The sequence below is a fragment of the Streptomyces sp. SID14478 genome (assembly GCF_010548525.1).
Lineage (GTDB): Bacteria > Actinomycetota > Actinomycetes > Streptomycetales > Streptomycetaceae > Streptomyces.
This window is the reverse complement of sequence record NZ_JAAGMG010000435.1, coordinates 1-11,623: the sequence shown is the minus strand read 5'-3', so window position 1 is coordinate 11,623 and position 11,623 is coordinate 1. Positions and strand designations below refer to the sequence as shown.

General features: G+C 71.9%; 10 protein-coding genes. 6 read left to right on the top strand and 4 right to left on the bottom strand.

Annotated elements, in window-relative coordinates; genetic code table 11:
* Positions 1-415 precede the first annotated feature (415 nt).
* A complete protein-coding gene (locus G3I40_RS14770) occupies positions 416-1,636 on the bottom strand; it encodes an acetyl-CoA C-acetyltransferase (RefSeq protein WP_164302632.1) in 1,221 nt (406 codons plus the stop codon).
* Positions 1,637-2,028: 392 nt separating this feature from the next.
* Positions 2,029-3,054: an SGNH/GDSL hydrolase family protein gene (locus G3I40_RS14765; protein ID WP_203644075.1), complete on the bottom strand. Its 1,026-nt coding sequence runs from the start codon at positions 3,052-3,054 to the stop codon at positions 2,029-2,031.
* A gap of 154 nt (positions 3,055-3,208) precedes the next feature.
* On the opposite strand from G3I40_RS14765, the gene G3I40_RS14760 reads away from it, so the two are divergent.
* Complete coding sequence (locus tag G3I40_RS14760; RefSeq protein ID WP_164302631.1) at positions 3,209-4,612, top strand: cystathionine beta-synthase; 1,404 nt, start codon at positions 3,209-3,211, stop codon at positions 4,610-4,612.
* A gap of 282 nt (positions 4,613-4,894) precedes the next feature.
* Here G3I40_RS14760 and G3I40_RS14755 read toward each other — a convergent pair whose 3' ends face one another.
* Entirely contained in the window at positions 4,895-5,755 is an 861-nt protein-coding gene (locus G3I40_RS14755; protein WP_164302630.1) for a MurR/RpiR family transcriptional regulator, read from the bottom strand.
* Between the two features lie 216 nt (positions 5,756-5,971).
* Between G3I40_RS14755 and G3I40_RS14750 the strand changes: the two genes are divergently transcribed.
* Entirely contained in the window at positions 5,972-6,484 is a 513-nt protein-coding gene (locus G3I40_RS14750; RefSeq protein ID WP_164302629.1) for a hypothetical protein, read from the top strand.
* Positions 6,485-6,503: 19 nt separating this feature from the next.
* Here G3I40_RS14750 and G3I40_RS14745 read toward each other — a convergent pair whose 3' ends face one another.
* Positions 6,504-7,991, bottom strand: a complete 1,488-nt coding sequence (locus G3I40_RS14745; RefSeq protein WP_164302628.1) for an aromatic amino acid ammonia-lyase — start codon at positions 7,989-7,991, stop codon at positions 6,504-6,506.
* Positions 7,992-8,169: 178 nt separating this feature from the next.
* On the opposite strand from G3I40_RS14745, the gene G3I40_RS14740 reads away from it, so the two are divergent.
* From G3I40_RS14740 to G3I40_RS14725, 4 genes are read left to right on the top strand one after another with little or no spacing between them, the layout of a single operon-like run.
* Positions 8,170-9,273: an ABC transporter ATP-binding protein gene (locus tag G3I40_RS14740; RefSeq protein ID WP_164302627.1), complete on the top strand. Its 1,104-nt coding sequence runs from the start codon at positions 8,170-8,172 to the stop codon at positions 9,271-9,273.
* Complete coding sequence (locus G3I40_RS14735) at positions 9,270-9,914, top strand: ABC transporter permease (protein WP_164302626.1); 645 nt, start codon at positions 9,270-9,272, stop codon at positions 9,912-9,914. Before G3I40_RS14740 ends, G3I40_RS14735 begins: the two co-directional genes overlap by 4 nt.
* Before the next feature lie 6 nt (positions 9,915-9,920).
* A complete protein-coding gene (locus G3I40_RS14730; RefSeq protein ID WP_164302625.1) occupies positions 9,921-10,595 on the top strand; it encodes an ABC transporter permease subunit in 675 nt (224 codons plus the stop codon).
* Positions 10,596-10,619: 24 nt separating this feature from the next.
* On the top strand, positions 10,620-11,552 hold the full coding sequence (locus G3I40_RS14725) for an ABC transporter substrate-binding protein (protein WP_164302624.1): 933 nt from the start codon (positions 10,620-10,622) through the stop codon (positions 11,550-11,552).
* Positions 11,553-11,623 lie beyond the last annotated feature (71 nt).

Here is an 11,623-nt window from a genome sequence, read left to right as displayed (position 1 = left end):
GCGGGGACGCCGGGGTGCGCGCCCGTGGCGCGGCCACGGGCCACCTCCTCGCGCAGGTCCGAGACCTGGCGGCGCAGGCCCCGGACGTGGTGCAGGGTGGCGGCGCCGACGGCCGTGGCAGCGGCCGTGGCGAGCAGCAGGACACTCATTGCGACGGGCATGGCGCTCACTGACGTACTCCCGGTTTCAAGTCGACCCCCGACTTCCTACATCAGCTTGAAGCCTGGACGAACCAGCTGTCAGTGCATTACGTCACGAATTGGACAGGTCTTTTGGCCGGGCGTTTAGGCCCCATATGGCCTGGGTACGGTGCTGACCTGCGAAAATCCCATTCCCCCGAGATGTACATCACATCCTGGGGGAGATCGGATCACGATTCGGTAGACGGATAGCGCTCAGTTCGCGCCAGTTCGGGTCAGCTGAGGCGCTCGATGACCATCGCCATGCCCTGGCCGCCGCCGACGCACATCGTCTCCAGGCCGAACTGCTTGTCGTGGAACTGGAGGCTGTTGATCAGCGTGCCGGTGATGCGGGCGCCGGTCATGCCGAAGGGGTGGCCGACGGCGATGGCGCCACCGTTCACGTTCAGCTTGTCCTCGTCGATGCCGAGCTCGCGGGCGGACGGGATGACCTGGGCGGCGAACGCCTCGTTGATCTCGAACAGGTCGATGTCGGAGACGGACAGGCCGGCCAGCTTCAGGGCGCGCTTGGACGCCTCGACCGGACCGAGGCCCATGATCTCGGGGGACAGGCCGGAGACGCCGGTGGAGACGACGCGGGCGAGCGGGGTCAGGCCGAGCTCGCGGGCCTTCGTGTCGGACATGATCACGAGGGCGGCGGCACCGTCGTTGAGCGGGCAGCAGTTGCCGGCCGTGACCAGGCCGTCGGGGCGGAAGACGGGCTTGAGGCCCGCGACGCCCTCCAGGGTGACGCCCGCGCGCGGGCCGTCGTCCTTCGACACGACCGTGCCGTCGGGGGTGGTCACCGGGGTGATCTCACGCTCCCAGAAGCCGTTCTTGAGGGCTTCCTCGGCGCGGTTCTGCGAGCGGACGCCGAAGGCGTCCATGTCCTCGCGGGTGATGCCCTTGACCCGGGCCAGGTTCTCGGCGGTCTGGCCCATCGCGATGTACGCGTCCGGCACGAGGCCGTCCTCGCGCGGGTCGTGCCAGGTCGTGCCCTCCTGCTGGGCGACGGCCGCGGTGCGGGCCTCTGCCTCGGCGAAGAGGGGGTTGTGGGTGTCGGGGAGCGAGTCGGAGTTGCCCTTGGCGAAGCGGGACACCATCTCCACGCCGGCCGAGATGAAGACGTCGCCCTCGCCCGCCTTGATGGCGTGCAGGGCCATGCGCGTCGTCTGCAGCGAGCTGGAGCAGTAGCGGGTGACGGTGCAGCCCGGGAGGTGGTCCATGCCCATCTGCACGGCCACGATGCGGCCGAGGTTGTGGCCCTGCTCGCCGCCGGGCAGGCCGCAGCCGAGCATCAGGTCGTCGATGTCGCGCGGGTCGAGTTCCGGGACCTTGGCGAGGGCGGTCTGGATGATCGTGGCGGTCAGGTCGTCCGGGCGCAGGTCCTTCAGGGAGCCCTTGAAGGCGCGGCCGATGGGGGAGCGGGCGGCTGAGACGATTACGGCTTCGGGCATCACGGCTCCAGGAGTTCTGGCGGAAGGCAGGACCGCTTGGGAAGTTACCCGTACGTATGGCGCGGGTCACCGGTCAGGTGGTGTGACCCGTGACGCATTTTTCTAAGCGCTTGCTCAGGGCTCCGCCGGTTGGGCTGGTTATGGGGTCGGGCCTGTGGGCCGGTGGGGCGGTGCGCCTGTGGGGCGGTGGGCGGTGCGCTGGTGTGGCGGGTGGTTGGCGGATCGGCACCCGGCGGCTGCGCGCGGGTCTCGGGGCTCTGCCCCGGACCCCGCTCCTCAAGCGCCGGAGGGGCTGGATTGGGGCGTCGGCGGGGCTGGATCGAGGCGTCGGAGGGGCTGGGTCGAAGCGTCGGAGGGCTGGATTGGGGTGTCGGCGGGGGTGGGTTGTTGGGTCAGGCTTCGGAGGGGGTGAAGTGGGTGGGGTCCTGGGTGGGGACGCGGCGGCGACGGCGGCGCTTCAGCAGGGCCCATGGGCCCCGCGGGCCCGTCGGCATCGCTGCCGTGACCTCCGTGCCGCCCTCCTCGACCGCCTTGGCGGCCGCGCGGGCGACGGGCAGGAAGCCCTCGGAGCGGGAGACGTCGGGGCGCTCCTCGTCGGGCCAGACGCCCAGCGCGGCGCACAGCGTGGGCAGCAGGGCCATCGCGGCCGTCTGGTAGCCCTCCGCGGAGGGGTGGTAGTTGTCCGGGCCGAACAGCTCGCGCGGGTTCGCCGCGAACTCGGGGCCGAGCAGGTCGCCCAGGGACACCGTCCGGCCGCCCTGCTCCACCGTGCCGATGGTCTGCGCCGCGGCGAGCTGGCGCGAGGCGCGCCGGGCCAGCCAGCGCAGCGGCTGCTGCACCGGCTCGACCGAGCCGAGGTCCGGGCAGGTGCCGACCACCACTTCCGCCCCGGCGGTCCGCAGCCGCCGCACCGCGGCCGAGAGGTGGCGCACGGACTTCGTGGCGGGGATGCGGTGCGTGACGTCGTTCGCGCCGATCATGATCACGCAGACGTCCGGCCGCCAGTCCGGGTCGGCGAGGATCAGCGCCACCTGGCGGTCGAGGTCGTCGGACATGGCCCCGGGCAGCGCCACGTTGCGCAGCTGCACCGCCCGTTCCGCGACCGCCGCGAGGCCCGAGGCGAGGATGGCCCCCGGCGTCTGCCGCGCCCGGTGCACGCCCTGTCCCGCGGCCGTGGAGTCACCGAGTATGGCGAACCGCACCGGCTCCGCGCCCGTATCGGCGTACGCCCTGCCGTAATGGCCGTCCGCCGAGGGGACCCGGACCGGATCGGGGCCGTGATTGCCCACCTGGCGGCGTGCGAACTGCACCTCGGCCAGGACCACTCCGATCGCGGCCGCGCCCAGCAGCCCGATCCCGCCGCCGCCGTACGCCGCCCCTGCGGCGATCCGTCGTGCCACCCTCGCCCTGCTCGACATGTTCCGCGGCCACCTCCGTACGCGACTCTCCTACGGCTCCATGAAGTCCTTGCCCCGTAATCACCGTCGGTCAATCGCAATGGGAGATGAAGGGCTGGTGCGCGCCTTACGCTGACCGCAACCCCCGTCACAGACCCGGAGACCCGGAGACAACGTGCAGATCCACGACTCGATGATCAGCCTCGTCGGCAACACCCCGCTGCTGAGGCTCAACAAGGTGACCGAAGGCCTCCGGGCGACCGTCCTGGCCAAGGTCGAGTACTTCAACCCCGGCGGCTCCGTGAAGGACCGCATCGCGCTGCGCATGATCGAGGCGGCCGAGCAGAGCGGGGAGCTGAAGCCCGGCGGCACGATCGTCGAGCCGACCAGCGGCAACACCGGGGTGGGGCTGGCCATCGTGGCGCAGCAGAAGGGGTACAAGTGCATCTTCGTGTGCCCCGACAAGGTGTCCACCGACAAGATCAACGTGCTGCGCGCGTACGGCGCCGAGGTCGTCGTCTGCCCGACCGCCGTGGACCCCGAGCACCCGGACTCGTACTACAACGTGTCCGACCGGCTGGTCCGGGAGACCCCGGGCGCCTGGAAGCCGGACCAGTACAGCAACCCCCACAATCCCCTCTCCCACTACCACTCGACCGGCCCCGAGCTGTGGGAGCAGACCGACGGCGCGATCACGCACTTCGTGGCGGGCGTGGGCACCGGCGGCACCATCTCGGGGACCGGCCGCTACCTCAAGGACGCGAGCGCCGGGCGGGTCCAGGTCATCGGCGCCGACCCCGAGGGGTCCGTGTACTCGGGCGGCTCCGGGCGGCCGTACCTCGTCGAGGGCGTCGGTGAGGACTTCTGGCCGTCCGCGTACGACCGCGAGGTGGCCGACGAGATCGTCGCCGTCTCCGACAAGGACTCCTTCCAGATGACGCGGCGCCTGGCCAAGGAGGAGGGGCTGCTCGTCGGCGGGTCCTGCGGCATGGCGGTCGTGGCGGCGCTGCGGGTGGCCGAGCGGCTCGGTCCCGACGACGTGGTGGTCGTCCTGCTGCCGGACAGCGGGCGCGGCTACCTCAGCAAGATCTTCAACGACGAGTGGATGGCCGACTACGGGTTCCTGGAGGACTCCGGGACCAGCGCCCGCGTCAGCGACGTGCTCAAGGACAAGGACGGCGGCGCGCTGCCCGAACTCGTCCACATGCACCCGGAGGAGACGGTCGGTCAGGCCATCGAGGTGCTGCGCGAGTACGGCGTCTCGCAGATGCCGATCGTGAAGCCGGGCGCCGGGCACCCGGACGTGATGGCCGCGGAGGTCATCGGCTCGGTCGTGGAACGGGAGCTGCTCGACGCCCTGTTCGCCCAGCGGGCCTCCCTCGGCGACCCGCTGGAGAAGCACATGTCGGCGCCGCTGCCGCAGGTCGGCTCCGGTGAACCGGTGGCGGACCTGATGAGCGTGCTCGGGTCGGCCGACGCGGCGATCGTGCTGGTCGAGGGCAAGCCGACGGGTGTGGTGAGCCGTCAGGACCTGCTGGCGTTTCTCGCCAAGGGCGCCGGCCGGCCGGTCGCTAAGTAGGTTCGCGAAAACGGTACGAGCGCGTCACGTGCGCGCAGCACCGGCTTAACACAGCTCCGGCACATTGGTGGATGTCGGAAGGGACGGGAGCGGCTCCCCGTCCCGGCCGACGACAGAGCGGCGTCAAGGAAACTCCGGAGCGGCTCCCGGACCTCCACGGACGCCCAGGACGTGTCACCCGGCCCTGACCCGGTGCACGTCCCTCGCGGGGACCGCCGTCGTCCCGCCCCCCGTCACAGGGGGTGCGGCGGTCCCCGCGCAACTCTGTTCGGTCGAGGACGCTCACTCCACGAACAGGCCGCGCTCCGCCGCCCGTACGTCGAACTCCTCGAGCCGCGCCTGCGCATCGGGCAGCCCGTCGCACATCGCCTCCAGGAGCACCCGCCCGAGCAGCATCGGCGCGCACGCCGTATCGAAGGCGAGGCCCGTGCCGACCGCCGCGGGCAGCAGCAGGTCCGAGTGACCCGCGACGGGCGCGAACGCCGAGTCGGCGACGGTCACCACGGTCAGCCCCGCCGCCTTGGCGTAGGCGAGCGTGTCGACGACCTCGCGCGGGTGCCGGGGCAGCGCGAAGCAGAGCAGGGCCGTGGCCCCGGCGCGCACCGCCGCGTCGATCCGGTCGGCCAGCATCGTGCCGCCCTCGTCGAGCAGACGCACGTCGGGGTGGACCTTCGCCGCGAAGTAGGAGAATCCGTACGCCTGGGAGGCCGCCGCGCGCAGTCCGAGGACGAGGAGCGGGCGGGAGGCGGCGAGCAGGCGGCCCGCGCGCTCGATCGGTGCCGGGTCGGCGAGCAGGGCCGCGAGGTGGCGGAGGTTGGCGATCTCGGCCTCCACGGCCTGCTGGTACTCGTTGGCCTTGGCGGCCGAGGCCGGTTCGGTGGGGGCCACCTCGCGCAGGTGCTTGCGCAGCGCCGGATAGCCGTCGAAGCCGAGGGCGACCGCGAACCGGGTCACCGAGGGCTGGCTGACCCCGGCGAGCTCGGCCAGCTCCACCGAGGACAGGAACGGGACGTCCGCGGCGCGGCGCACCATGCAGTGCGCGATGCGGCGCTGGGTGGGCGTGAGGCGGTGTCCCTCGAAGAGGTGCTGGAGTCGCGCGGCCGGGCCCTGACCGTGCGCACCGCTGTCCGTGCGGTCGTTCATGTCTCCCCGTTCTCCCCGACGGTCCATTCAGGGGGGCATTGATGTGCATGATCCTATTCAGCCGGGCGGGCGGACGCCAGGGGTTCGGGGGTGCGGGAGGCGGCGGCCGCACCTCTCGCACGCCGAGCCGGCCGGTCCGTGTGGACACCCGCGAGGCGTCCCGGCCCCGGTGGAGGCTTCTTGTGCCTGCTGACCGCGTCCTCATAGGTTGAGGTCATGGGACTCTTCGACAAGCTGACCGGTACCCGGCGCCCCGGAAGCGGAGTCGCACCGGTCCCGGCCGGTGAGGTGCGGGCCGCTCTGCTCGCTCTCAACGCGGACGACGTCCCGTACGTCATCCAGCACGGTGACGGCGACGGCGCCGACCTGGTGGCCCAGTGGCGGATCGCGGAGCCTGCCTGGCAGACCTTCTTCTCCCGGACCCAGGTGACGCACGCGGTGCGGATCCGGATGCGCCTGGACCAGGAGAACCGCGAGGTGCGCGCGATCGAGGAGCAGTGGGAGCTCGAATGGGTGGGCAATCCCGCGCGGCGGCAGATGTCGATCGAGTACGCGCGCGGCCCGGACCGCACCGTGACCCGCCGGTGGACCATCGAGCGCGGTGCGAGCGGCCGCCTGCAGGCCACCGAGGACTTCCGCTTCGACGCCTCCGACCTGCGCCGGCCCCTGCGCGACGCCGCGCTCGGGGCGGGCTGGGGCTGGCGTGGTCTGCTGTTCGGCAAGCTCTGAGGAACCGGGCGCCGGTCCGTCACTCCACGAAGCGCTCCAGCAGCGCCGCCGCCCGCTCCACGTCCGCGGTGAGCGGGCGGTCGGCGAGGTCCGACTCCAGCTCCGCGTCGGCCAGTTCGAAGGCGCGGCCCACCGGCAGCGTCGGGTCGGGGCGGTGGTCGCGCAGCCGCAACGCCCGGACGGCGGCGACCAGTTCGCAGCCCACGACCTGGCGGTACGCGGCGCAGGCGCGCAGCGTCTGACGGGCGGCCAGCGACGCGAAGCTGGCCTGCTCCTCGACACCACGGGACAGGACGGCATGGCCGAGGGAGGCGGGGGCGGAGAAGGCGCGCAGGTCGGCGAGGGCGCCGCCGGCCGCGTACTCCAGGATCATCACGCCGGACGCCCCGGGTTCGCCGTCCGCGAGGAAGGGGCGCAGGCGGGTGTACGCGGGTTCGTTCAGGGTGGACAGGCGGGACGTCGACAGGCGGGCGACCTGGGTGACGGCGAGCCTGAAGTGGTCGAGGGTGAGGGCCAGTTGAGCCATGTAGAAGCCGCCGTGGTGGTACGCCGCCATGTCCTCGGCACAGATCAGCGGGTTCTCGGCGGCCGCGTTGATCTCGACCGTGAGGACGTCCTCCAGCGCGTCCGCCGCGTCCTGCGCGGGGCCGTGGATCTGGGGGACGCAGCGGAAGCCGTACGGGTCCTGGATGCGGCCGAGCGGCGGGGTGGGGCGGTCGGGGGCGCCGAAGATCTCGCGCATCCGGGCCGCGACGTCGTAGGAGCCCTTGTGGTGGCGGGCCTCGTGGACCGGGAGGGCGTAGGCCTCGTAGGAGCCGTCGACCGCCAGCAGGCTGAGGGCCGCGACGAGCTGGGTGGCCGCGAGGAGGGTGCGCAGTTCGTGCAGGGCGAGCGCGGACTGGCCGAGGGTGAGGGCGTTGGAGGAGATCAGCGCCAGCGCGTCGTTGTTGTCGAGGGGCTGGGCGGCCGGCGGCGTGCCCTTGCCGCGCCAGGGGTGTTCGCCCGCGAGGGCCAGGCCCATCTGGGCCAGCGGCGCGATGTCGCCGGTGCCGACCGAGCCGTGCTCGTTGACCGCCGGGTGGGAGCCGTTGGCCAGCGCCTCGCACAGGGCCGTGACGACGGTGGGGCGCAGGCCCGCGCCGCCCGCCAGGATCTGGTTGGCGCGGACCGTCAGCATGGCCCGCACCTCGCGCTCGGGCAGCTCGTCCCCGATCGCGCCCGCGTGGCTGCGCAGCAGGCGCAGGCCGTGGTCGGCGGCGGCCTCGGTGGGCACGTCCTCGCTGCGGTTCGCGCCGACGCCCGTGGAGCGGCCGTAGACGCGGCCCCACGCGGCGATCTCGCGGGCCGCGTTCCAGGACTCCTCGACGCGCTTCATGGCGTCGTTGCCGGGTACCGGGTGGGCACTCGCCTCGGCGAGGCGGACCACGTCGGCGACCGGGAGGCCGTGGCCGTCGAGTACGACGACTGGGGGCGTGGCGCTCGAAGCGCTCACCGTCTGGGACAACACGTGCCGATCCTCCTCGAACCGTTATCCATCGCCCCCAAGGGGGCGGGCGCGTCTCACATTCCGGGCAGCCCGTCGGGATTTACCAGTGATTTACGCGGGGGCATTGACAAGCTATTCACGCACACAGAACTCTGCATGACGATATGCAGGCCGGGCAAGAGGACTCCAGAGGCGCTCCATGATCCAGTTCGAAGCGGTCCACAAGCGATTCCCGAACGGCACGACGGCGGTGCACGACCTCACCATCGACATGCCCGAAGGGGGCGTGACCGTTTTCGTCGGATCTTCCGGCTGCGGCAAGACGACCAGCCTGCGCATGATCAACCGCATGGTCGACCCGACCTCGGGCACCATCCGGGTCGGCGGCCGCGACGTCCTCGAACAGGACGCCGCCGAGCTGCGGCGCTCCATCGGATACGTCATCCAGCAGTCGGGCCTGTTCCCGCACCGCACCGTCCTCGACAACATAGCCACCGTGCCGCTGCTGCTCGGCTGGGGCCGCAAGAAGGCCCGGGCCACCGCCGGTGAGCTCCTGGAGCGCGTGGGGCTCTCGGCCGAGATGGGCAAGCGCTACCCGCACCAGCTCTCCGGCGGGCAGCAGCAGCGCGTCGGCGTGGCCCGGGCGCTGGCGGCCGACCCGCCGGTGCTGCTGATGGACGAGCCGTTCGGCGCCGTGGACCCGGTGGTGCGCGCCCAGCTCCAGGACGAACTCGTCCGGCTCCAGAAGGAGCTCAACAAGACCATCGTCTTCGTCACGCACGACATCGACGAAGCGGTGCGGCTCGGCGACCGCATCGCCGTGTTCCGCGAGGGCGGCCACCTCGTCCAGTGCGACACCCCGGCCGAACTCCTCGCCCGCCCGGTGAACGACTTCGTGGCCGACTTCCTCGGCGCCGAGCGGGGCCTGAAGCTGCTGTCGCTGACCGCGCTCGCCGACGTACCGCAAGGACCCGTGCCGCAGGGCGGCCGCTGGGAGCTCGTGCTGGACGACGCCCGCAGGCCGCTGCGCTGGCAGGACCGGGACAGCGAGGCCTCGGCCCCCGTGCGGCCCCTGCGCGACACGGATTCGCTGCTCTCGGCGCTGAACGAGTCGGTCGCCTCGCCCGCCGGGCTCGCCGTCCGGGTGGACGCGCAGGGCGTGCTGAGCGGGGTCACGTCGAGGGACGACATCCACGAGAGGTCCGGGGCCGCGCACGCCCGCGCCCTGACGGGCACGCCGACCCCGGGCTCCGCCGTGCCCGCGCAGGAATCGGCCGACCCGAAGGAACGTGATTCCGCGTGACCATCGAATGGGACTGGATCGGCTCGCACGGGTCCGACCTCACCACCCTCACCCTCTCCCACCTCCAGGCCGCCTTCAGCGCCGTCCTGCTCGGCCTGGTCATATCCCTGCCGCTGGCGGTCCTGGCCCACCGGGTCCGGCCGCTGCGCGGCTTCCTCCTCGGACTGTCGAACGTCCTGTTCACCATCCCGTCCATCGCCGTCTTCGTCCTGCTGCTGCCGGTCTCCGGCCTCACCCGCACCACCACCGTCATCGGCCTGACCATCTACAGCCTCGTCGTCCTGCTGCGGAACACCGTCGAAGGACTCGACTCCGTACCGCACAGGACCAAGGAAGCCGCGAAGGCCATGGGCACGCGGCCGCTGCGCACCCTGCTGACCGTCGAGCTGCCGCTCGCCCTGCCCGTGATCATGGCGGGCGTGCGGATCGCCACCGTGATGTCCATCTCCCTCGTCTCCGTGGCGACGTACATCGGCGACGGCGGCCTCGGCCAGCTCTTCACCGACGGGTTCCAGCGCAACTTCCCGACCCCGGTCGTCGTCGGCGTCGTCCTCACGCTGCTGCTCGCGCTCGTCGCGGACGCGGTACTCGTCGTCGTCCAGCGGCTGCTCACGCCGTGGACCCGGACCCGGAGGGCCTGAGCCGCCATGTACGAACTCTTCAAGAACCTCGGGTCCTGGCTGGTCAGCGGCGACCAGTGGGGCGGCACCGGCGGCATCGCGCACCGGCTCGCCGAACACCTCGAGTACTCGCTGCTCGCCACCCTCATCGCGGCCGCCATCGCGCTCCCGCTGGGCCTGCTCATCGGCCACACCGGGCGCGGCGCGTTCGTCGCGATCAACCTCGCCTCCTTCGGCCGCGCCCTGCCGACCGTGGGCCTGGTCGTCCTCGTCTTCCTCGTGGCCGGGCTCTCCCTGTGGGCGGTGTACGTCGCCCTCGTCGTCCTCGCCGTGCCGGCCATCGTCACCAACACGTACGCGGGCATGGCCGCCGTCGACCCGGAGGTGAAGGACGCCGCCCGCGGCCAGGGCATGCGCGGCCACCAGGTGCTGTTCCAGGTGGAGTTGCCGCTCGCCCTGCCGCTGATCATGACGGGCCTGCGGCTCTCCCTCATCCAGGTCGTGTCCACGGCCACCATCGCCGCGTACGTCAGCTTCGGCGGGCTCGGCCGGTACGTCTTCGACGGACTCGCCCAGCGCGACCTCGTGCAGGTCCTCGGCGGAGCGGTGCTCGTCGCCGTGGTCGCCGTCGTGCTGGACCTCGCCCTCGCCGCACTCCAGCGTTTCCTCTTCCGCCACCGCCGCACCGCCGACGCGCACTGACCGCCCACTGAGGAGCCCAGAACCATGAACCGTAGGACTCTGCTCGGCGGCCTGTTCGCCGCGGCCTCCGTCCCCGCCGTCGCCGCCTGCAGCAGCGGGGTCACCTCGCTCGACGGCTCCGGCGGCTCGGGCGGCTCGGGCGGTGGGTCGAGCGCGGGCGGCCTCACCATCGGCACGGCCAACTACACCGAGAACCAGATCGTCGGCTACCTCTACGCGGGCGTCCTCAAGGCCGCCGGGGTCAAGGCGAACGTCCGCCCCAACCTCGGCTCCCGCGAGATCGTCATCCCCGCGCTCAAGGCCGGCGACATCGACCTGATCCCCGAGTACCAGGGCAGCCTGCTGCTCTACCTGGACGAGAAGGCCAAGGACACCGAGGCCGGCGCGATGCAGAACACGCTGACGACCCTGATGCCCGGCGGGCTCGAAGTCCTGCCGTACGCCTCGGCCGAGGACAGCGACGCCTTCTGCGTGACCAAGGAGACGGCCGACAAGTACGGCCTCAAGTCCCTCGCGGACCTGAAGAAGGCCAACGGCAAGCTGGTCTTCGGCGCCGCGGCCGAGATGCAGAAGCGGGTCGTCGGCGTCGTCGGCCTGAAGGACAGCTACGGCGTCGAGTTCAAGGAGTTCAAGGCGCTCGACTCCTCCGGTCCGCTGGTCAAGGGCGCGCTCAAGAAGGGCGACGTCGACGTCGCCAACATCTTCACCACGGACGTCGACATCGCCGAGAACGGCTGGGTCGTCCTCACCGACCCGCTGCACCTGGTCCCGGCCCAGCACATCGTGCCGCTCGTCGCGTCGCGCAAGGCCGACGCGAAGGTGCGCAAGGCGCTCGCCTCGCTCGGCAACGTCCTCACCACCGAGGAGATAACGAAGCTCAACCGCAAGGTGGACAAGGACAAGGACGACCCGGACGACGTCGCGCAGGACTGGCTGCGCAAGAAGCACCTGGCCTGACCGGCCGGGCCGGGCCCCGGCCCGGCCTCACGGCCGCACGCGCGCCGCGGAGCCCCGCTCGCACAGCCGCG